This is a genomic window from Rhodococcus sp. UYP9, from assembly GCF_040547235.1.
GTDB lineage: Bacteria > Actinomycetota > Actinomycetes > Mycobacteriales > Mycobacteriaceae > Rhodococcoides.
Window position 1 is genome coordinate 554847 of the sequence record NZ_JBEPPH010000003.1, and the last position, 22182, is coordinate 577028.

The window sequence follows — 22182 nt, forward strand, 5'->3', positions numbered from 1 at the left end:
CTCATTCGTAGATGCCTTCGACTCGCCAAACACTTCTCTCGTACACCAACAGCAGAGCGCGGTTCTCCTCGAGAAGCACCTGCACACGCGCACCTCGCGCACCCACGACCGGATCCCACCAACGCTCGTCGAGGGACCACGGGCCGGCCCACCCGTGCAGGGTCCACTTCTTTCTACCCCACCGAAGCCCCACGGGTGCCGTGTCGAAACCACCTCGATCGGTGACGTGTACACCGTTGCCGCCGTCGTTTTCCAGAGCGACCTCCGGGCGTGTCTGCATCACTGCCGCAGGAGCCGGATGTGGCAACCTGCCCGGCCACGGGGCAGCGGGGTCCAGCAGAGGGACCAGCTCATCACCGAGCGAACGAAGCGTCACTTGCTCCACCGGCCCACGTCCGCCGCTGAGTACCCCGACCTTGACCGCATCACCACCGAGGAGACCTTGCACTCGTACCAGCGCCCGCCTAGCACGCTCGTCCTCGTCACCGACACTTCCCCACAAGCCCAACTGCAGCTCACCTGCCGCAACGACCTCTACCGGTTCGAGCCTCAGAAGAATGATTCCTGCCGTGGGCCGACTCTCGCTGCGCCCGGTGAGCCACCCGTCCAATTGCCACCGCACCCGATCTGCTGTTCCCTCCGGAGTCAGCGGCTCGGCGCACCGCCAGATACGTGAGAGATTCTCACCGTTTCCGGTGGAAGCATGAACGAGGAGGCGGGTGCATGCCACGGCCGCCGCGGCAAGCGTGCGGTGCAGCTTCTCGGCCATACCTCGGCCGGCGAACGCAGCGGCGTCGACGCGATCGATGGGCGGGTCGCAGCGGTGTTCCACGTTCAGATCGGGTGGCAGCGCACGCGCCGACGGTGGACGCTCCGGCTCACCTCGCGCACTGCGGTGAGCGAGAACCGCATCGGACCCGAACCGGGATGCCACCTCCCCTGGCATGAGCGCCGCGAAATCGCCGATAGTTCGTAAACCCAAGCGACGCAACAGGTCTATCAGCTCTCCACGGTCCGCGGCGGCAAGACTCGGCTCCGCTGCCAGCTCGGCAACCGGGAGTGGAGAGAGAAAATGCGCAGCACCGCCCCGCGGGACGACTGCCGCATGACGAGCTGCAATGACGGCCGTCGTCAACTCGTCGGCGATTCCGATCTGGCATTCCACCCCCGCACCCGAAGCCTGATCGATCAATCTTTCGGCAGCCTTGTGCTCCGATCCGAAGTATCGACTCACCCCACGCGCACTCAGTATCAACAACCCCGGACGCAACACCTCCACACCTGGCGCGACAGCATCGATGGCCGCTGCGACCGGTTCGAACAAGCGCCCATCCCTATCCGAATCTGCCGTCGCCACATACACATCCGGACATCGCGCCTGCGCTTCACGACGACGTAAGCCTCGGCGGACCCCTGCCGCTCGTGCCGGTGCCGAGCATGCAATCACCCGATTGGCCGAGGTGACCACCACAGGATGAGTCGCCGGCAGATCGGCCACCGCCGCAGCTGCGACAGCAGGCCAATCCGGACACCACAGCGCTACGACGCGGCTCATGCCAGAACCGCAAGATCCGTCTCGGCACTTACGTTGCCTGTCGTACTGTCGACCTGCGCTGCGACCGACCATTCGATACGGCCGCGCTCGAGACGAAGATCGAAACACGTACTACGCGGCCGCATCGCTTTGCCCTGCGCACGTACCTCCAACTGCAGATTCCGTAAACGCCCACGCCCCGAGCGAACTCCGGTGCCGAATCCGTTGTAGCTGCGTACCTCCGCATCCAGACGTAACTCCACGCCGTCCCAGTGGCCGTCGGTAACCAGAAGCGCCGCCCCTTTGCTGCGCGCCCGTGCGACAACTGCACGCGCACGCGAGGGAGGCACCGAACGACCGCCGAGACCGAGCACGACGAGATCGAGCCCGTCCAACAGAATTGCCGCTACCTCGACCGGGTCCTCCCCCGGATCGGGTACGACGGCCAATCTCCGTAGTTCTGCGCCCATCTCGACAGCGGCGAGCAAACCGAACCGCGGTTGCCCCACCACTGCGACATGCCCACCCGACGCGGTGACCGCAGCCACCAAGCCGAGCAGCAGCGAACCTGCACCCGATACCGCTGCGACGGACCCGCGAGCCAAGCCTCCGTACGGGAGCATGGCGGCCAGTGCGGGAGGGACCGCCAGTACCGCTTTGCTTCGCACAGGATCAACCGCCCGCGGGACAGATGATGCCGGCTCGACACGGGGCCGGATGACGGGTTCGATGGGCTGCCGGACGGAGCGGGTCTCACCACGTGCCGGAACCGATGCCATGCGTCGCCTCAGATGCTCGACGCGTTCGGACAACGTCATCTCCGACAAGGACGCTTCGGACTGTGACACCTCGAATGAGGAGTCAGTAGTACTCATGGAAGCACCGGCAGAAAAAGTCATGCGCACTCCCCGAAAATTGGCGAAAAAAGTACACTCGAACCAGCTCTCGGGGCAGCGGGGAAGTCTTACCCTTCGAACACATTTTCGAATTCCTATCCAGTAAAGCCGCTGCGGCGATCCACGTCAAGACGGAAACGAAAGCCCAGGTGGAGGGTCGCCAACGGACTACCGACAGCGCTGTCGGCACGGACGTCGATAGTCAACTAACCTGTGATCGTGACCGAGAAGCAGCGCACCGTCAGGGTCGTCGGACCCGACTTCCTACTCGCAGGCAGGTACCGACTCGCGTACAAGCTGGGTGGGGGCGGAATGGGCGCGGTCTGGCTCGCTCAGGACACGCTGCTCGACCGGAAAGTGGCCGTCAAACAGGTCACGTCCACTGCTCGCCTCAGCGAGCGCGCCGCACGCGAAGTGCGCAATCGAGCCATGCGTGAAGGCAGAATCGCAGCGCGACTGTCGAGCTTGCACGCCATCTCCATGCACGACGTCGCGATCGAAGATGGCGAGCCCTGGCTCGTGATGGAATACATGCCGTCGAGGAGCCTCGCGCAGGCACTCAACACCGCCGAAACACTGCCACCGTACGAAGTTGCGCAGATCGGCGCTCAGGTCGCCGACGCACTCACCGAAGCGCATGAGGCCGGTATCGTCCATCGCGACATCAAGCCGGGCAACATCCTGATCGCCGACCGCGGACGCACCCTCGGTGTCGTCAAGATCAGCGACTTCGGTATCTCGCGCGCCAAAGGTGATGTCGAAGAGTCGGATTCGAGTGTCATCACCGGAACTCCGGCCTATTTCGCTCCAGAAGTGGCCCGGGGACAGGATCCCACCGAAGCAAGTGACGTCTTCTCTCTCGGGGCGACGCTCTATACCGCGATCGAAGGCAAGCCGCCGTTCGACATCGACCAGGACTCCATTGCACTGCTGCATCGTGTGGCCAAGGGACAGATAATTCCACCCACTCGATGCGGTGACCTGACCGAGCCACTACTGCACATGCTCGAACCCGATCCTGCTCGCAGACCGACCATGGCTCAGGCACGCGACGAGATCATCCGACATGCGATCAGCGGCCGGGCAAACATCGCCGGGCTACGTGGAGTCCCGGTGACCTCGGCCGGCGGGGTCGTTCCGGCCTGGGCTCATCGCTCCACCCCGGTATCGGAATCGCGGCGCCCTTCGCGAGAATTCGGAAACACGATCGCCGGCCTGCCTGCCGTTCGTTTCAGCGATCAAACCGATGCTCAGACACCGACGCCGTACGCTCCACCACCATTCGATCCGCCGCGGAAGAAGAACCCACTCGAGGTGGTACTCGATCGCATCGACGACATAGTCGACGACCGGATCGACGTCCCGCCCGAGGCCGTCCTTGCTGCGTTGATCGTCACCGTGGGACTCGTGATCATACTGATCATCGCCCTACTCTGAAAAAATGATCAATCGATACGTCGCTTGTGAGCCCACCTGGTCAACGCGTTGCGATTGGACTGCTGGGTCTTACGCAGCACGTTCGAGGCATGGGTCTCGACGGTCTTCACCGAGATGAACAGGTCCTCGGCGATCTCACGGTAGGTATAACCACGCGCCAGCAGACGCAGAACCTCGAGCTCACGAGGGGTGAGTGAATCGAGTTCGGGATCGAGTGGCGGTTCCGGGGCATTCGACTTCCCAGTGAACGAGTCGAGCACGAAGCCTGCAAGACGCGGGGAGAACACGGCATCTCCACCGGCAACGCGTCGTACGCCGTCGGCGAGTTCGGACCCCGAGATCGTTTTCGTGACGTACCCCCGCGCACCTGCACGGATGACGGCGATCACGTCTTCGGCCGCGTCGGAGACCGACAACGCCAGACAGACGGGACCAGCGGTGATGCGTCCGAGAACGGCGACGCCGCCGCCATCCGGCATGTGGACGTCGAGCAGCACGACATCGGGCTTCGTCGACTCGATACCGGCGACCGCGTCGGCCACCCCGCCCGCTTCACCGACGACCTCGATGTCACTTTCCCGACCCAGCTCGGTGCGAACTCCGGAACGAAACACTGCATGATCGTCGACGAGAAAGACACGAAAGGTGTCGGTCACCTGGGCTGCTCCTGCGGTGTCGGTTGGCGTATCGGCTCGGTCCGGCCGTTCTTCGAAGAGTTTGTCGATGAGTGCTCGCGGGGCATGAGAATGCGGACTTCGGTTCCCTTCCCCACATTCGAGCGTATCGAGACTTCACCGCCGCGTCGCTCGATTCTTCCCCGAATCGATTTGGCCAGTCCCTGACGGTCCATCGTTACGAGGTTCTCGTCGAATCCGCTGCCGCGATCACGAACGAACACGGTAACCCGCTCGGGCTCGGTCTCGGCGAACAAATCGATGTTGACTTCGCCCGAATGCTTCGCCGCATTGACCAGCGCCTCGCGAGTCGCGCCGAGCAGCGCAGTGAAATGCTCTCGGGGCAAACCGGAATCGGAATCTTCGAGCGCCAGCTGCACATCGCCGACCGTAATGGGACGCACCGTGACACCGTACTGGTCCTCGACCTCACCCGAGATCGTCTTCAATGCCTCGGCGAGGCTCGTGTGGTCGGCGTCGCGATCTTCGAACAACCACTTGCGCAGTTCGCGCTCCTGCCCGCGTGCCAATCGCATGACTTCCTGCGGATGATCCGACTGTTTCTGTATCAGCGCCAGTGTCTGCAACACCGAGTCGTGCAGGTGAGAGGCGATTTCCTCGCGTTCGTCGTTGCGAATGCGAGCAGACCTTTCGGCGTTCAGCGCCCGCCACATCCGCAGCCAGACCGGAACCGTCAGCAGCGCGGCACCGACCAGAGTGACGATCACTGCCAGCAACGACGAACGCACCGAGGCCAGGTCGACGCGAGCCAATACGACGACACCGAGTCCGAGGACGATCAGCGTTGCACCGCCGACCACACGTGCCCAACTGAGTACCGTCGGCTTCTTCGGCATACCGAGAATAGAACGCGGTCCCTCGGAATCGAATTCGCGCCAGACCAACGCCGCGCCGACGACGACGACCACTATCGGGGCGAGGACCGCCGCAGCAGTTCCGTCGAGCAGCCACGCCAATCCGGCGGCCAACCCGAGCCCAATGGCGGCTAGTCCGAAAGCTCGCTGTCGTTCGTCGCTACTCGGACGATCCACGTCCGTTCCGACCGGGCTGAAAATCCACAGGAGGCCGTACGCGAGGATTCCCGCCCCCGCCATGATCGCCAGCAGTGCAAATGCAACGCGGACTTTGAACACGTCCACCCCGAGATGGTCTGCCACACCACCTGCGACTCCGCCCACAATGCGTCCACCGCCACGCCGATGGAACTTGGCGGGCTCGTAGCTTCCGACGGAAGCGGGCGGGTCGACAGGGTGCACGATTCGATCCTGGCACGAATCGACCATCCCGCGCATCAGGGTCTCCCCTGATCTCTAGGCAGTAGCAGCGCTCCATTCCGGTGCCCGCTCGGTTGTTGCCTCCGCCAGCGCTGCCTTCACGCCGTCTGTATCGAAGTCCTTTCCATACACGGGAGTACCTGGATGCTGACGCCACGAATCCGCTAGCGCGCCGCCGTCGACGGGGTCGAAGCCCAACTGCTCGACGACGTCGAACACCACATCCTTGCCGGGTCCGTCGGCACCGGCGATAGGGAGCGCGATCCGACCTGCTGCACTCTTCGGCTGCCCCTTCTCCAGGAGGTGCTTCCAGTAGATTCCGTTGAACACCTTGACGACATCGGCACCGCGGGAGCCGAGATGCTCTGCTACCCAGACGCTTTCCGGCTTGCCGTTCTCGATGTCGGCGATAAGGCCGTCACGTTGCTGAGGGTAGTAGTTGTTGGTCTCGATGATCGGGGCACCATCTTTGGCGGCGTCGACGATGCCGGCGGCCAGGTCGGGAACGTTTTTCTGTGGGATGCTCACGATCACCAGATCGGCATCGAGAGCCGCTTCCGAACTCCACACTGCTTGTGCGCCGGTCTCGGCTGCCAGCTCGGACAAAGTCTCAGGAGACCTCGAGTTCGATACCCGAACCTCGTGCCCGAGCGCGCTGAGCCGCCGTGTCAATGTGCCACCGATGGATCCTGCGCCGATGATTCCGATCTTCACTTCGGGAACTCCTTCGTTATGCGAATGACTTTCTGTCAAGCACAACCTCCATCGAAGGCCGATTCATTCCTACCCCGGCGTCAATATCAGGGCTATCCCTGATGTGCTCGACACAGCAACCCGCCACGATGGTCTACATGAGCAACGCAACCGTCTCCGAGCAGCTCCAACAGATGTGGCGCACCCGCCCCTACCGATTGCCGCAGCGAGGCCACATCGCGGGTGTCGCGGCCGGCATCGGATACCGCTACGGCGTCGACCCTGTTCTCGTTCGAGTCGCGCTCGTCGTCGGGACGATCTTCGGCGGCGCCGGAATCGTTCTGTATCTCGCCGCATGGTTGCTGTTGAGCAAACCGGGTGATTCCGCCTCTGCGGCACAATCACTGGTCGGCAGGGGCACCAGTACGAAAACGATCGTTCTGGTAGTTGCGCTGGTCATCGCCGTCACGACGATCGGTCCCGCCGGATTCGGTCTCGACGGTTCAGGTCTGGTCAGTACGCTCGCTCTCCTCGGCGGCCTGTGGCTTCTGCACCAGCGTCGTCCCGAGCCGCCGGAGTTTCTCCCGGACGGCTCCACCGCTTATCCCCTAGGCGGAGCCTCGTCCTACGCACAGTCGAGCTTTCCGATCTCCTTCGACACGCCGTACAACGCCTCTTCCCAGCCCAACTCCTGGGGAGCAGCGCAGCATCGTCCTCCGCAGTACGACGCCGGTCGAGGCGGATACACCCCTTACACGACGCTCCCCAAGAGTTATGTCCCTACTCCACCGCCGGCGACGGGCGTCGATCTCACCAAATCCACTCCCCCGCAGGGTCTTTCCGAGCCACCGTCACCACCCTCTTGGGATCCACTCGGAGTCGCTCCGTTCGCCTGGGACCTACCCGAACCCTCAGCACCACGTACGCCGGAGATGATCGAGAAGAAGAAGCACTCTCGGTGGACATCGAGCTTCATCGGACTCGCGTTGCTGGCTGCGGCTCTTACCGGAGCCATTGCCGCAAGCAGTGAATCGATGTGGCTCACCCCGGCGCGGGTCGGCGCAGTCGCCCTCGCGGTGGTCGCGACCGGCTTGATTCTGGGCGCGTTCCTGCGAAAGGGTTACGGACTCCTGGTCGTGACCGGCCCGTTGGTGGCATTCGTGGTGTTCGCGTCGATAATCGGACCCATCTCCTTCGACAGCCAGTACGCGGGTCAACAGGAGTATCGACCGACGACGATGGCAGATCTGCAATCCGAATACACAGTGCAGGGTGGCGATCTCCAACTCGATCTGCGAGGTCTGGACCTCACCGAGGACCGAACGATCTCTGTCGACGTCACGGCAGGAAACGCGAAAATCTTCGTCCCCGACGGGATGAACATCCGAACCGACTGCACGTCCGTGGCGTCCAGCACGAAGTGCGGCCCCACCGGTGTGCAGCAAGGCAATTCGCCCGACAACACGTCGATCCTGACCATAGAAGGATCAGCGCGGGCCGGCAATCTGGAGGTACTCCGTGGCTGAGTCCTGGCAGTACGGCGACAGCGACGACGACACCACTCTGGAGAATCGCGCTCGAACACGGCCGTCCGCTCTGCTTTTCCTCGTCGGACTCGCGGCAGCAATCGTCAGCGTCTGCGCACTGATCGGCCCGAGCGCGCTCGTCACGCTCGGCACCGTGCAGTTCCGCTGGGTATTCGTGGTGGCGGCGATCGCGGTAGGGACGGTACTACTACTTGCCCCTGGACGAAAAGGTAAGCAGTAGCACCATTCTCACTCCCACTCGATGGTGCCCGGCGGCTTGCTCGTCACATCGAGAACGACTCGGTTGACCTCCGGTACCTCGTTGGTCACCCGGGTCGAGATCGTTTCCAGAACCTCGTACGGCAACCGCGTCCAGTCGGCAGTCATTGCGTCTTCGCTGGACACCGGCCGAAGAACGATCGGATGACCGTAGGTGCGACCATCCCCTTGAACGCCGACGCTGCGCACATCCGCGAGCAGCACGACCGGGCACTGCCATATCTGGCTGTCGAGATCTGCCATCGTCAGTTCCTCACGCACGATGGAATCGGCGTGGCGGAGCGTGGCGAGGCGGTCACGGGTGATTTCGCCGACGATGCGGATGGCCAGTCCCGGGCCGGGGAACGGCTGGCGTGCGACGAGATCCTCCGGCAGGCCCAACTCACGCCCCACGGCTCTGACCTCGTCCTTGAACAGCGCGCGAAGCGGTTCGACAAGGGTGAACTGCAGATCGTCGGGCAAACCGCCGACATTGTGATGGCTCTTGATATTCGCGGTTCCGGAACCGCCACCGGACTCGACGACGTCGGGGTACAAGGTTCCCTGCACGAGAAAGTCGACGCCGCTCCCCTGCTCGGCGTTCTCCCCGAGGACCTCGGACACTGCGCCTTCGAAGCTGCGAATGAACTCCCGGCCGATGATCTTGCGCTTTTCCTCCGGGTCGGACACGCCCTCGAGCGCACCCAGGAACGTATCCACGGCATCGACGGTGACGAGCTTGGCGCCGGTGGCAGCAACGAAGTCTTGCTGAACCTGCTCGCGCTCGCCTTCGCGCAGCAGACCGTGATCGACGAACACACAGGTCAGTCGATCGCCGATTGCGCGCTGCACCAGCGCTGCTGCCACTGCAGAGTCGACGCCTCCCGACAATCCACAGATAGCGCGACCACTGTCACCGACCTGCTCCTGGACTCGTTCGACGAGCGCGTCGGCGATATTGGCTGCCGTCCAATCCGGCTTGATTCCCGCTGTCTCGTAGAGGAATCGACGAAGGACCTGCTGGCCGTGCGGCGAGTGCATCACCTCGGGGTGATACTGCACCCCGGCAAGACGCCTCTGCGTGTTTTCGAACGCAGCTACGGGCGCACCGGCACTGGTTGCGGTGACAGTGAATCCGTCGGGCGCCTCGGTGACCGCGTCACCGTGGCTCATCCAGACCGGCTGCGTCGCAGGCAGGCCGTCGTGGAGGACTCCGCCGTCGACGGAGAGTTGAGTGCGTCCGTACTCCCTGGTCCCGGTGTGCGAAACCGTGCCGCCGAGAGCTTGCGCCATGGCCTGGAATCCGTAGCAGATACCGAAGACGGGCACGTCGAGATCGAAGACCTTGGCGTCGAGCGCCGGTGCATCTTCTGCGTACACGCTCGACGGGCCACCGGACAGCACCAGGGCAATCGGATTCCTGGCGGCGATCTCTTCCACGGTTGCCGTATGTGAGATCACTTCCGAGTACACGTGCGCCTCACGGACTCGACGCGCGATGAGCTGCGCGTATTGAGCACCGAAGTCGACGACGAGTACGGGGCGGGGCTGGGCTGGATCAGGCTGCGGCGTGGCGGTCACCCGATCAGCTTAGTGGGCACACCCGGGATAGCGACGCAGCACTCGGCCTGGACGAGCCGGCGAAGGATCACGCACCTTCCGACATGGCAGTCTTCGATGATCGAATCTCCACGATCGGCAGGCGCAACGCCGCTGGCGCCGACACGGGGACAACCGGGCTGACAGGCGAGATGGGGTCGAGCCGTCGGTACGGCTCCCCCTGACGTGGACGTAGATCCTGCTCGCCCTTGTTCGGCCACAACGCAGCGGACCGCTCCGCTTGCGCGGTGATGGTGAGTGACGGGTTGACTCCGAGATTGGCCGAGACGGCCGAGCCGTCGACGACGCTCATCGTCGGGTAGCCGTACACACGCTGGTACGGGTCGATGACTCCGTGCTCGGCATCCGAGGCGATCGCGCAGCCGCCGAGGAAGTGGGCGGTGAGTGGGATGTTGAACAGCTCGCCCCACGTTCCGCCTGCCACGCCGCCGATCTTCTTCGCTACCCGACGCGTCGCATCGTTGCCCTCGGGTATCCACGTCGGATTCGGCTCGCCGTGGCCCTGTCTGCTCGAAACCTTGCGTCCGAACAGACCACGCTTGGTGAACGTGGTGATCGAGTTGTCGAGGTTCTGCATCACCAACGCGATGATGGTGCGCTCGCTCCAGTTCTTGACGCTGACGATTCGCACGAAATCGAGGGGATGTGCGATCGCAGTGAAGAGGAATTTCAGCCACCGCGGGATACGTCCTCCCCCGTCGGTCATCAGGGTCTGCAGCAAGCCCATCGCGTTGGAACCCTTGCCATAACGCACGGGCTCGATGTGCGTGTTCGGCGACGGGTGGAACGACGACGTGATGGCCACGCCGCGTGTCAGATCCATTGCCGGATCGACCTTCAACTTGGCTGCGCCGACGATGGATTCGGAGTTGGTACGTGTCAGCTCACCAAGCGTGCTCGACAGCAATGGCAAAGCACCGTCGTCCTTCATTCGATGCAACAGATTCTGGGTACCCCAGGTCCCTGCGGCCATTACGACGTGGGCGGCGGTGTACGTCTTGGCGGCCTTGCGTACCCACGCCCCGGTCCGCTCGGTGGCGACGTCCCACGTGCCGTCCGGAAGCGACCGAAGACCACTCACGGTTGTCATGGGGATGATGTCGGCTCCGGCACGTTCCGCGAGCGCGAGGTAGTTCTTCAGGAGTGTGTTCTTTGCCCCGTGTCTGCACCCGGTCATGCACTCCCCGCACTCGATGCAGCCGGTGCGCTCGGGCCCCACGCCACCGAAGTAGGGATCGGCGACCTTCTTGCCCGCCTCGTCTCCGAAGAACACACCGACCGGAGTCTGAATGAAGGTCTCGCCTACGCCCATGTCCTCGGCGACGGACTTCATGACTTCGTCCGCAGGAGTCATGTGTGGGTTGCGGACGACCCCGAGCATGCGAGTGGCCTGGTCGTAGAACGGGATGAGCTCACTGTTCCAGTCGGTGATGTGAGCCCACTGCTTGTCATTGAAGAACGACTCCGGCGGCTGGTAGAGCGTGTTGGCGTAGTTGAGCGAACCACCCCCGACACCCGCGCCCGCGAGGATCAGGCAGTCACGCAGCAAGTGAACTCGCTGAATGCCGTAGCACCCGAGCTTGGGTGCCCACAGAAAGCGCTTGAGGTCCCAGCTGGTTTTCGCGAAGTCCTTGTCCTCGTACCGGCGACCGGCTTCGAGAATCCCTACGCTGTAGCCCTTCTCCACGAGCCGCAACGCGGTGACGCTGCCACCGAAACCGGATCCGACGATCACAACATCGTAATCGGTCTTTCGCATCTTTCGACCTCCACCTCGTACGTACCGCAACCAGCCTCGCCTGCCGACCCGCCACACCTGGATGTGATCGAGACCACATGATAGGTGACAGAAAGCGCGACCTGACCACAGGGCTGTGACAGTTGACACTCGACACCTTAGCTGTAACTGCAGTTAGCACCATCTTCGGGGCCGAACCACCCCGAGAATGCACAAAAAAGGCGCGCACCCCGACGACCAGGGTGCGCGCCTTTCGGTAGAGACGAAGCTCAGCCTCTGACGTTCAGGCCCACCTTCTGAAACTCCTTCAAATCGGAATAGCCCGACTTTGCCATCGAACGACGCAGTCCACCAACAAGATTGATCGAACCGTACGGCTCACTCGAGGGCCCGTGAAGCACCTGATCGAGGCTCGGGCGCTCCCCTGCCGCAACCGGCAACAGCGCACCGCGAGGCATGGACGGATGCGCAGCCGCCGACGGCCAGTACCAACCCCTACCGGGAGCCTCCGCTGCGGCAGCGAGTGGAGCCCCGAGCACCGCAGCGTCCGCACCACACGCGATGGCCTTCGCCAACCCACCCGAAGTGGTGATGCCGCCGTCGGCGATCACGTGGACATAGCGTCCACCGGTTTCGTCGAGATAATCCCGCCGTGCAGCAGCGGCGTCTGCGATCGCAGTCGCCATCGGCACTCCGATGCCCAGGACCTCACCCGTCGTCGTGCCACCCTCCACAGAGCCGTACCCGACGATGACGCCTGCCGCACCGGTCCGCATCAGATGCAGCGCAGTGCGATGATCACTGACGCCACCCGCGATCACGGGAACGTCGAGATCTGCGATGAACGTCTTGAGGTTCAATGGTTCGTCGTCACTGCGCGCGACATGCTCGGCAGAGATGATCGTGCCCTGAATCACCAGAAGATCGATGCCGGCAGCAACCAATGCAGGAGTCAAGCTTCTCGCGCGCTGGGGACTCACCCGAACTGCCACCGTCACCCCCGAGGCACGAACCTGCGCGATGGCAGCTGCGAGTAGTTCCGGCTGCAGTGGAGCCGCATGCAGCTTCTGCAGAAACGCTACCGGCGCATCGGCGTCGAAATCGCTTCCGGCGATAGCAACCAGCTCGTCGATCTTCGCTTGTACGTCGGAATGCCGCGCCCACAGACCTTCGCCGTTGATGACACCGAGCCCACCCTGTTTACCGAGTTCGATCGCGAATTCGGGTGACACCAAAGCGTCGGTGGGGTGAGCCAACACCGGAATGTCGAAGCGGTATGCGTCGAGCTGCCAGGCCGTCGAGACCTCCTTCGACGACCGTGTACGCCGGGACGGCACGATGTCGACGTCCTCGAGCTGGTAGGTACGCCGGGCTTCTCTGCCCATGCCGATTTCAACGAGGTCGCGCACGGGTGCGCCCCTTTCTGGTGAGTTACAGGTGAATGCTTCAGCACGCCGGATCGGCGCGGCGCATCACCGAGTGGTGTAGTTGGGAGCTTCCGCAGTCATCGTGATGTCGTGCGGGTGGCTTTCCTTCAGGCCCGCAGCGGTGATCTGCACGAACTGCGCGTTCTGCAATTCCTCGATGGAGTTGGACCCGGTGTAACCCATGGCTGCACGCAAACCACCGGTGAGCTGATGAATTACCTGAGACAACGGCCCTCGGAACGGCACGCGTCCCTCGATACCCTCCGGAACCAGCTTGTCCTCGGCGAGCACATCGTCCTGGAAGTAGCGATCCTTGGAGAACGACTTGGCAGCACCGCGGCCCTGCATTGCCCCGAGCGAACCCATTCCACGGTAGCTCTTGAACTGCTTGCCGTTGACCAGAATCAGTTCACCTGGAGACTCGGCGGTGCCCGCCAGAAGCGATCCGAGCATCGCGGTCGACGCGCCTGCCGCAAGGGCCTTGGCGATGTCGCCGGAAAACTGAAGCCCGCCATCGGCGATAACAGGAACGCCGTGCGGTTTGCAGACTGCGACGGCTTCGAGGATCGCCGTGATCTGAGGTGCGCCCACGCCCGCAACGACGCGAGTGGTGCAGATCGACCCGGGTCCGACCCCGACCTTCACCGCATCCGCACCGGCTTCGACCAAGGCAAGTGCGCCCGCGCGAGTGGCAATGTTGCCGCCGACGATCTGAACGCGCTCGCCGACCTCGGCTTTGAGCTTGCTGACCATCTCGAGGACCTGAGAGTTGTGTCCGTGTGCGGTGTCGACTATCAGTACGTCCACACCCGCATCGGAGAGCGCCATCGAGCGTGCCCATGCATCCTGACCGACGCCCACCGCGGCACCGACGAGCAATCGACCGTCGCGATCCTTGGTGGCGAACGGATGCTGTTCCGTCTTGACGAAATCCTTGACCGTGATCAAGCCGGTGAGCGCACCCTGGCCGTCGACGATCGGCAGCTTCTCGATCTTGTGACGCCGAAGGAGCCCGAGGGCTGCGTCCGCCGTCACGCCCTCGCGGGCGGTGATGAGTGGCGCTTTGGTCATGACCTCGTCGACTCGGCGATTCTGGTCGACCTCGAAACGCATGTCGCGGTTGGTGATGATGCCGACCAGCGCACCGGTTTCGTCGGTTACCGGCAGGCCGGAGATGCGGAACCGCGCACACATCGCGTCTACTTCGGCGAGAGTGTCGGTGGGCTTGCATGTCACCGGATCGGTGACCATGCCTGCCTCCGACCGCTTGACGGTCTCCACCTGTGCGGCTTGGTCCAGCAGGGACAAGTTGCGGTGCAGCACTCCCATGCCACCTGCGCGCGCCATCGCGATTGCCATGCGCGCCTCGGTGACCGTATCCATCGCCGAGCTGACGAGGGGAACTCGAAGTCTGATGTCACGGGTTATCTGGCTCGACGTATCCACTGCGCTCGGAATCAGATCCGACGCGGCGGGTAGCAGTAGGACGTCGTCGAAGGTGAGACCGAGCATGGCGACCTTGTTGGGATCGTCGCCACCGGTACGGACATGGGCTCCTGGACTACTCATGTGGATCTGGCCCTCCCTAGAGCCTGGGTGCGCATCGGGCCGCGTCGGGGAGACGCGATATGCGATACGCGTGTGGAAAAAGAACGGATGGAGTACATGATGCGTGCGCGCGCTCGGCCGCGGCGCCTTGTTCCATGGTATCGGCTCCCTGCAGCCAGCGTGAACGCGCACTGTGAAGCCGCCCCGAACGCACTGTGAGGCTCGCCGGAATCGGCAAAAGCAGTCGAATCGAGCATGTTTGTCGGCAACTCGAGTGTCAACGGCTGGCGCATACCCACCAGTCCTGCGTACCGTGGAGGCGTGCGCGATCAATTGCCTCCAGGTTTACCTCCGGATCCGTTCGCCGGTGACCCCGCCGACCCATCGGCCGCCCTCGACGCTATCGAGCCGGGACAGCCGTTGGATCCTCAGGAGCGGCTAGCCGTCGAGGAGGATCTGGCTGATCTGGCCGTCTACGAAGCGCTGCTCGGCCACCGCGGTATTCGCGGCCTCGTCGTGTGCTGCGAAGACTGCCAGCAAGACCACTACCACGACTGGGACATGCTTCGAGCGAACCTGCTCCAACTGCTGGTCGACGGTACGGTTCGCCCCCACGAGCCCGCATACGACCCGGTACCGGACGCGTATGTGACGTGGGACTACTGCCGCGGCTTCGCAGATGCCTCGATGAACGATGCTCTGCACAGCGATGGGTTCGACAGCTGACCTACACCGAAATCTGATCGACTTCCACAACTACCAAGACAGGCCCGACACGAGAACTTCGTGTCGGGCCTGTCTTGTCGTGTCCGTCGTCTGTGCTGAGGTGTCTGCGCTTGGACCTAGCTGCCGTCGAGTGTCTCGACGCGCTGCTGCGAGGTGCCTCCCCCGCCGTTCGACCCACTGGCAGCTGCCGTGGTGGGACTCGGTTCCTTCACGATCGTCGGCGAAGGTGGTGCGGTTTCGGTGAACGGCGGCGCCGAAGTTGTCGGCGGTCCTGTCGGAGTAGAAACCGGTGGGGGCGGTGGGGGGACGTCGACCGGTGACGTCAGCACCGGAGGAAGCGGCAACTCCTGCGTCGGCACCTGCATCGGAGGGATGTCGGAAGGAACGTTCTCCGGCAGCGGAACGATCGAATCGGTCGCGGGTGGCGCAAACGGCGGGAGAGTGGGGAGCGTCGGGATCAATGCTTGCAGTTGATCCATCAGACGATGCAGCCACATCTCGAGATCTGATCTCTGGGCTCGGTCGGTGACCGAATCCGTCGTCGAAGTCGCACCGTCGAGCAAGGTGCGCGCGCCCTGGACATCACCGGCGGCAATCAACTGCTCTGCCTGCTCCAACTTGGATGTCGTATCGATCTGCGCCACTGTCGAATCCGCCTGCTGAGCGAACACTACCGACTTGACGCTCCACAGCGGATCACCCGGCGCGGAGTTGTACGAGAAAACCACCAACCCGCCCATCACGACGGCGATTGCTGCGGCAGCACCCGCGATCGGACGTAGAAAACTGGACCGACCCCGACGGGAGTTTCTCCGAGACAGATCCGCGGCAGCGATCTCCTGTTCGACGGCGACAACGACGTCGTCGACACTTGGGCCGCTGGGCAGCGCAGGCGAGATGACCTCGGCTCTCCAACCGGCCAAAAGCAACGCGAGGCGGTACTCGTCTGCATTGTCCGTCGAGACCGGACCGTCATTTCTCAGAGCCTCGATGAACTGGTCGTCACGACGCACTGCAGCGATGTCGACGGGACTCGCATCGGTGTATGGGTCATTTCCGGGCGATGGGGACGACGACCCGTCGGGTCGACCGATACGGGGAATGCCATCACGGCCGTTGTTCCTAGCCATACATTTCACCCGCTTTCACAACTTCGTTCTTCAACTTCGCGAGGGCTCGATGTTGAGCCACGCGGACAGCGCCTGCAGTACTCCCGACTGCTGCCGCAGTTTCCTCTGCCGACAATCCGACGACAAGGCGAAGCACGAGAATCTCGCGATGCTTCGCCGGGAGGGTTCCCAGCAGTGCAGTCATCTGTCGGCTCGACTCGGATTCCAAAGCTCGCTGCTCGGGTCCGTGTTCGGTGGAGACGACATCTGGTACTTCGGCGGCTGGGTCCGATTTGTTACGTGATGCGCTTCGGTGTGCATCTGCAACCTTGTGAGCGGCAATGCCGTAGACGAAGGCCATGAAGGGCCTGCCCTGATCCTGATAGCGAGGCAAGGCGGTCATGACTGCCAAGCAGACCTCCTGCGCAACATCGTCTGCCGAAAGTTGACCACGCTCGGCGGACCCCACTCGAGCGCGGCAATACCGCACGACCAGTGGACGAATGATTTCCAACACCCGGGAGAGCGCAGCTCTTTCGCCCTGCGCAGCAGCAACGACGAAGGAGTCCAACTCCTCACCCGTGTTGTTCATCGCTCAAGGATTCCCCGCGTTACAGTGACGCCGCCCGGATCGACTGGCGCTCCCACCCGCAGGTGGAACCTAGTAAGGATAGCGACCCTCCCCGTTCATAATCGAACCGCTCGGTCCGCGTTGTCACACAGCGATAACGTCACCACCGCGTAGGCCGAGAAGTGCAGCACTCTCGGCGACGACCTTCTCTGCTGCGCCACCTTCGCCGATGCCGTGCGCCAGCATGGCACTCGCCCAACGCAAAGGGAGAAGTCCTAGCTCCGAGCAGGCATCGAGCACCGAATAGGCGAGCGCGCGAGCACCGTCGAGGTCCCCCACCGAGCTGTATGCGGCAGCGACGATCAGATCGGTCTTCACTCGGTGCCGTAACGAAACGATATCGGTCGCGCGTTCGCGTGCATCGAGCGCGTGTCGCACCGCCGCGGGTCCGTCGCCCGAGAACATCGCCAGCTCCGCCATGACCCACCGAAGTCTCAGCTGCGGTCGCCACAGATCCCAGCTCGGGTACTGCGCGAGCGTCCTACCGCATCTGTCGAGAAATGCCGAGGACAAGGCGAATCGCCCCGAACCCAGGGCGTCGGCGGCCAGCCCGGTGAGCGCATCACATCGCGCCTCGACCAGCAAGGGGCATTCGACTCCGCCGGTCACGCCCACCAGAGCAATGGCGAGTCCGTCGAATCGCTCTGCAGTTCGGTGATCACCGATCTGTCTCGACCACGACGCGCGTGTCGATCCGGCAAGCGAGAGCACCGTGTGCCCCGCCGGGAGTGCGTTCTCGAGCGTGTCCAGTTCGGCGCGACCCAGCGCATACCTCCCCTGTCCCCCCAGCGCAATCGCTCGAAGCCACGTCGAAGTCGGGTCGTGCGCCGACGGGAGCGGCCACAGACCGGGATTCGCCCCGAACGCGGCCGACTGCAGGACATCGACCGCCGTCGGGACACGTTCTGTATCGGCCAGGTGCACCGAGCAAGAGTACCTTCGGGAAACAACATGGGCCGAAGGTTGGATCCCACCGAGCAGAGTGAATGCGTCATTTTTCGGGATAGCTCGACCATTTCCTTGTTTCGCAAACCGAATTCGAACTATTCCGCGACTTGTTTCACAGAATTAACATTTCTTCCGTCGACGAATGTATGAGTAATGCCAACCGTTTGTGAACGGAAGGTTAAACCGTTTCGGTGTGCCACAGGCAAGCACCTAGTGCCGAAGCGAACGTGGTGGATATGTACGAGACCAACTCATTCGCTACCTACGTTTCGAACTCGACCGTCCCCCGAATCGTCCACAGGCGCGGATTCGTGAGAGCCCCTCACGTTCACCTAGCGCAACCTCAGCCGCTCTACCAGCAAGGATGCCGGAATTAGCAGGTCAGTTCCCTCTGCTGGTCCCGTGGTGGTTCACCAGTGTGCATGACCTTCCATCGCACGGCGAGGGTGTGGACACTCCCCTGTCGGCGCTGCGGCCACGGCCACTTCTTCGACCGTACCGCCATGCACGAGATTGTTCCGAAGTAAATAACCAACAAGTAAAAGTTTCGTGATTGCCTATGCACATGGACACGATGAGAAACTATTGACTCGTTTTCCTCGACTCACATAACGTTGTGGATGTTCCGACAAGGTCGGTGAACGCGTACCGACCCGAACTTCAATCATGCTCAGTTCTACTCGCGGGCCTTGTAAAGAAAGTTCATGTCTACACCGACGCCAGCCCCGCTTGCCGATCTTCCCCCACTCGCCGACTTCACAACGACGCGAGCCTGCCACCCTAGGAGTAGTCATGCCACAGCCGAACCACCTCCCTGGGCCCAATGCCGACATCTGGGACTGGCAGATGCACGGCCTGTGCCGTGGAGTCGACTCGTCGATGTTCTTCCACCCGGACGGGGAGCGAGGACGCGCTCGCGCTCAGCGAGAGATGCGCGCCAAAGAAATGTGCCGCAGTTGCCCTGTACTCGCACAGTGTCGTACACATGCGCTCAGCGTTTCCGAACCATACGGAATCTGGGGCGGAATGTCGGAGAACGAGCGGGACATCCACGTCCGCCACCACCGCCGTCGAATCGCGGTGTAGTCGAAGAACTCGCGACAAACGCGATGGACCCCCTCCGTTTCGGAGGGGGTCCATCGCGTTTATTCGTACAGTGTGTCGATCAGTGGTTGTGCCCGTGCCCGCCTGCGGGCTCCTCGTAGTCGACCGGCTTCTCGACGATCGCGCTTTCGGTCGTCAGAATCATCCGTGCGACCGAGGCCGCATTGACGACGGCCGAGCGCGTCACCTTGACCGGGTCCACCACGCCGTCGGCGAGTAGATCTCCGTAGGTCAGAGTCGCGGCGTTGAAGCCGTGACCCTTGGGGAGCTCGGCGACCTTGCTGATCACGACGGAACCGTCGACACCAGCGTTGGCTGCAATCCAGAACAGCGGCGCATTCAGGGCCGTGCGCATGACTGCGACACCGGTAGCCTCGTCGCCCGTCAGCCCGAGATTGTCCACGAGCGCAAGAGCAGCCTGCGTCAGTGCCGATCCTCCACCGGGAACGATGCCTTCTTCGACCGCAGCCTTGGCTGCATTGACCGCGTCGTCGACGCGGAACTTGCGTTCCTTGAGCTCGGTCTCGGTTGCTGCGCCCACCTTGATGACCGCAATGCCACCGGACAGCTTCGCGAGGCGCTCCTCGAGCTTCTCCCGATCCCAGTCCGAGTCGGTGTTCTCGATCTCGCGACGCAACTGTCCGACACGCGCATCGATGTCGACCTGAGTGCCTGCTCCGTCGACGATCGTGGTGTCGTCCTTGGTGACGACGACGCGACGCGCCTGACCGAGAAGCTCGAGTCCTGCCTCCTTGAGACTGAGGCCGACGTCGGCTGTGATGACCTGCGCTGCCGTCACCACTGCCAAGTCGTCGAGGAACGCCTTGCGACGATCACCGAAGAACGGTGCCTTGACGGCAACGGCCTTGATGGTCTTGCGGATGGAGTTCACCACGAGTGTCGAGAGAACTTCGCCCTCGATGTCCTCGGCGATGATCAATAGTGGCTTGCCACTCTCGGCGACCTTCTCCAGCAACGGAAGGAAGTCGGGAAGGGAGGTGATCTTCTCGCGGAAGAGCAGAATGTACGCGTCCTCGAGAACAGCCTGCTGTACGTCGAGGTCGGTCACGAAGTACGGCGACAGGTAGCCCTTGTCGAACTGGACACCTTCGGTGACCGTCAGTTCGGTGCTCAGAGTCGAGGACTCTTCCACCGTCACCACGCCGTCGGAGCCGACACGGGTGAGTGCCTCGCCGACCAGTTCGCCGATCTCGGGATCGCGTGAGGACACTGTTGCAACCTGGGCGATGGCCTCTTTGCCCTCGACCGGAGTGGCGGCAGCGCGGAGCGCCTCGGCAACCTTGTCGGCAGCCTTGGCGATTCCCGATCCGAGTGCAATCGGGTTCGCGCCGGCGGCGATGTTCTTGAGCCCGCCGCGAACGAGTGCCTGTGCAAGCACGGTGGCGGTCGTGGTTCCGTCGCCTGCGACGTCGTTGGTCTTGGTCGCGACGCTCTTGACGAGCTGGGCACCCAGGTTCTCGAACGGGTCCTCGAGGTCGATCTCACGGGCGATCGAGACGCCGTCATTGGTGACCGTTGGGCCACCGAAAGCCTTGGCCAGCACAACGTGCCGTCCACGGGGTCCGAGCGTCACCTTGACCGCGTCGGCGAGTTTGTCGACTCCACGCTCGAGGGCGCGGCGAGCTTCCTCGTTGAATCGGATTTGCTTTGCCATGTTTTCGGTGTTTCTCCTTCGAGTCGGGACTCGATCGAACGCACTCCGCCCCGGGACCGAAGTGAATCGGGTTCCGGGGCGGGGTGCGTATATGACTTACTTGGCGATGACAGCCAGCACGTCGCGTGCCGACAGAATCAGGTACTCCTCGCCGGCGTACTTGATCTCGGTGCCGCCGTACTTGCTGTAGATGACGGTGTCGCCTTCTTTGACGTCGACCGGGATCCGGTTGCCCTTTTCGGTGACACGGCCTTCGCCGACTGCGACGACGGTGCCTTCCTGAGGCTTCTCCTTGGCTGTGTCGGGGATGACCAGACCGGAGGCGGTCGTCGTCTCGGCCTCATTGGCCTGGACGAGGATCTTGTCCTCGAGCGGCTTGATTTTCACGCTCGCCACGTTGAGCCCTCCATTGTTATGGGGTACGCGTCCGGGGTCGGATCCCCGGACAGCTGTGTTGGGTCGTGCATCTTCTACGTTCGTAGCTCTGCGCTCGTTCCCGTCGTCGCGGGTGCCGGAAACTCACTCAGTGCCAACTAGCACTCTATACACGCGAGTGCCAGCACTCAAGGTCTGGGCTGTCCGACGTCTAAGACTCGCCCCAGCCGGGCACACCGATCAACCGGCGTTTCGCGCTTGCCCTCGCCTGATCGCGGCCAAGAGGAGTCGGCCACCGAGCGCGATGATCACCAAATTCCCCACGATCTGTAGCGAAACGACGGCGCGCGCAGAATCGGTGGATGCGGCAATATCACCGAACCCCACGGTGGAAAACACGGACAGAGTGAAATAGAGGCTGCCCATCCGGGACACCGGCTCGGTGAAATTGTCGGACGCCGCTTCGGCCATCAAGTAGTAAACGGTAGAGAAGCCGATCAGATATACCGGGACGATCGCCGCAGTTGCTTCGATCGCTTGAATTGTCGGATAGTCGGCCTTCAATACCTTCATGACCTGCCAGGCGAATACGACGCCCACCCCGATCAGCACGACGGCCAGGATGGTGAGGGAACCGACGTCGGCGACGTCGTTCATCGGGGCGACGAAGTAGAAGGCAGTCAAAAGGACTGCGGTGACGATGGGTCGAAACAGTGCGCGGCACAGAAGTACCCGACGTTCCTTCTCGCCCAGCCGAGAATAGGGCGTAGAACCAGCCACATTCGCCCCTCGAGAGAATTGACAGAAACGCAGACCTCCTTGTCATAGCGGTATCACGGCGCGGAAGTTCACGTTCTTCCGAAAAATTCTGTAACGTTCGGATAACGAGACGATATAGTTCCGATAGTGAACTTCTGACGCAGCACCGGGCTGCCGTGACACGGAGCCGCAACAGCGTCCGAACATGT

The 22182-nt window shown here is 62.8% G+C and carries 20 protein-coding genes; 5 read left to right on the forward strand and 15 right to left on the reverse strand.

Translation table 11 applies throughout. From position 1 onward, the window contains the following. Window position 1: 1 nt before the first annotated feature. Together ABIB36_RS12295 and imuA' are read right to left on the reverse strand one after the other, a co-directional pair. Entirely contained in the window at window positions 2–1555 is a 1554-nt protein-coding gene (locus ABIB36_RS12295; RefSeq protein ID WP_354559330.1) for a DNA polymerase Y family protein, read from the reverse strand. Then, a complete protein-coding gene (gene imuA' / locus ABIB36_RS12300; protein WP_256895896.1) occupies window positions 1552–2409 on the reverse strand; it encodes a DnaE2-dependent mutagenesis accessory factor ImuA' in 858 nt (285 codons plus the stop codon). Before imuA' ends, ABIB36_RS12295 begins: the two co-directional genes overlap by 4 nt. A gap of 240 nt (window positions 2410–2649) precedes the next feature. On the opposite strand from imuA', the gene ABIB36_RS12305 reads away from it, so the two are divergent. Then, a complete protein-coding gene (locus tag ABIB36_RS12305) occupies window positions 2650–3867 on the forward strand; it encodes a serine/threonine-protein kinase (protein ID WP_256895897.1) in 1218 nt (405 codons plus the stop codon). 8 nt (window positions 3868–3875) lie between these two features. Here the strand turns inward: ABIB36_RS12305 and ABIB36_RS12310 are convergent, their stop codons facing one another. From ABIB36_RS12310 to ABIB36_RS12320, 3 genes are read right to left on the reverse strand one after another with little or no spacing between them, the layout of a single operon-like run. After that, the gene (locus ABIB36_RS12310; RefSeq protein ID WP_084348428.1) at window positions 3876–4523 is read right to left on the reverse strand and encodes a response regulator; all 648 of its coding nucleotides are present in this window, start codon (window positions 4521–4523) and stop codon (window positions 3876–3878) included. Next, the gene (locus ABIB36_RS12315; RefSeq protein WP_256895898.1) at window positions 4520–5854 is read right to left on the reverse strand and encodes an ATP-binding protein; all 1335 of its coding nucleotides are present in this window, start codon (window positions 5852–5854) and stop codon (window positions 4520–4522) included. Before ABIB36_RS12315 ends, ABIB36_RS12310 begins: the two co-directional genes overlap by 4 nt. An 18-nt stretch (window positions 5855–5872) precedes the next feature. Next, window positions 5873–6589 carry an NADPH-dependent F420 reductase gene (locus tag ABIB36_RS12320; RefSeq protein ID WP_084348429.1) on the reverse strand — a complete coding sequence of 239 codons (717 nt, stop codon included), beginning with the start codon at window positions 6587–6589 and terminating at the stop codon, window positions 5873–5875. Between the two features lie 98 nt (window positions 6590–6687). Here ABIB36_RS12320 and ABIB36_RS12325 point away from each other — a divergent pair, with 98 nt between their 5' ends. Then, entirely contained in the window at window positions 6688–8055 is a 1368-nt protein-coding gene (locus ABIB36_RS12325) for a PspC domain-containing protein (protein ID WP_084348500.1), read from the forward strand. Beyond that, the gene (locus ABIB36_RS12330; protein WP_354559329.1) at window positions 8048–8296 is read left to right on the forward strand and encodes a hypothetical protein; all 249 of its coding nucleotides are present in this window, start codon (window positions 8048–8050) and stop codon (window positions 8294–8296) included. Before ABIB36_RS12325 ends, ABIB36_RS12330 begins: the two co-directional genes overlap by 8 nt. A gap of 8 nt (window positions 8297–8304) precedes the next feature. Here the strand turns inward: ABIB36_RS12330 and guaA are convergent, their stop codons facing one another. From guaA to guaB, 4 genes are all read right to left on the reverse strand, one after another. Beyond that, window positions 8305–9894 carry a glutamine-hydrolyzing GMP synthase gene (gene guaA / locus ABIB36_RS12335; RefSeq protein WP_084348431.1) on the reverse strand — a complete coding sequence of 530 codons (1590 nt, stop codon included), beginning with the start codon at window positions 9892–9894 and terminating at the stop codon, window positions 8305–8307. 67 nt (window positions 9895–9961) lie between these two features. Next, on the reverse strand, window positions 9962–11692 hold the full coding sequence (locus ABIB36_RS12340) for a GMC oxidoreductase (protein ID WP_354559328.1): 1731 nt from the start codon (window positions 11690–11692) through the stop codon (window positions 9962–9964). A gap of 248 nt (window positions 11693–11940) precedes the next feature. Further along, complete coding sequence (locus ABIB36_RS12345) at window positions 11941–13080, reverse strand: GuaB3 family IMP dehydrogenase-related protein (protein WP_084348433.1); 1140 nt, start codon at window positions 13078–13080, stop codon at window positions 11941–11943. A gap of 63 nt (window positions 13081–13143) precedes the next feature. Further along, window positions 13144–14667, reverse strand: a complete 1524-nt coding sequence (gene guaB, locus ABIB36_RS12350; RefSeq protein ID WP_179142392.1) for an IMP dehydrogenase — start codon at window positions 14665–14667, stop codon at window positions 13144–13146. 300 nt (window positions 14668–14967) lie between these two features. Here guaB and ABIB36_RS12355 point away from each other — a divergent pair, with 300 nt between their 5' ends. Continuing rightward, complete coding sequence (locus ABIB36_RS12355; RefSeq protein WP_084348502.1) at window positions 14968–15372, forward strand: DUF5319 domain-containing protein; 405 nt, start codon at window positions 14968–14970, stop codon at window positions 15370–15372. Window positions 15373–15488: 116 nt separating this feature from the next. Here the strand turns inward: ABIB36_RS12355 and ABIB36_RS12360 are convergent, their stop codons facing one another. From ABIB36_RS12360 to ABIB36_RS12370, 3 genes are all read right to left on the reverse strand, one after another. Then, entirely contained in the window at window positions 15489–16502 is a 1014-nt protein-coding gene (locus tag ABIB36_RS12360) for an anti-sigma-D factor RsdA (protein ID WP_084348434.1), read from the reverse strand. Then, a complete protein-coding gene (locus tag ABIB36_RS12365; RefSeq protein WP_084348435.1) occupies window positions 16495–17073 on the reverse strand; it encodes a sigma-70 family RNA polymerase sigma factor in 579 nt (192 codons plus the stop codon). Before ABIB36_RS12365 ends, ABIB36_RS12360 begins: the two co-directional genes overlap by 8 nt. Window positions 17074–17196: 123 nt before the next feature. Beyond that, the gene (locus ABIB36_RS12370; RefSeq protein WP_354559327.1) at window positions 17197–18036 is read right to left on the reverse strand and encodes a hypothetical protein; all 840 of its coding nucleotides are present in this window, start codon (window positions 18034–18036) and stop codon (window positions 17197–17199) included. A gap of 816 nt (window positions 18037–18852) precedes the next feature. Here ABIB36_RS12370 and ABIB36_RS12375 point away from each other — a divergent pair. After that, a complete protein-coding gene (locus ABIB36_RS12375) occupies window positions 18853–19146 on the forward strand; it encodes a WhiB family transcriptional regulator (protein WP_084348437.1) in 294 nt (97 codons plus the stop codon). A gap of 79 nt (window positions 19147–19225) precedes the next feature. Here the strand turns inward: ABIB36_RS12375 and groL are convergent, their stop codons facing one another. From groL to ABIB36_RS12390, 3 genes are all read right to left on the reverse strand, one after another. Continuing rightward, on the reverse strand, window positions 19226–20839 hold the full coding sequence (gene groL, locus ABIB36_RS12380; protein ID WP_354559326.1) for a chaperonin GroEL: 1614 nt from the start codon (window positions 20837–20839) through the stop codon (window positions 19226–19228). A 96-nt stretch (window positions 20840–20935) separates the two neighbouring features. Continuing rightward, window positions 20936–21235 (reverse strand): co-chaperone GroES, encoded by a 300-nt coding sequence (gene groES / locus ABIB36_RS12385; RefSeq protein WP_008718149.1) that lies wholly within the window; start codon window positions 21233–21235, stop codon window positions 20936–20938. A gap of 219 nt (window positions 21236–21454) precedes the next feature. Then, on the reverse strand, window positions 21455–21994 hold the full coding sequence (locus ABIB36_RS12390) for a potassium channel family protein (protein ID WP_084348439.1): 540 nt from the start codon (window positions 21992–21994) through the stop codon (window positions 21455–21457). Between the last annotated feature and the right edge of the window lie 188 nt (window positions 21995–22182).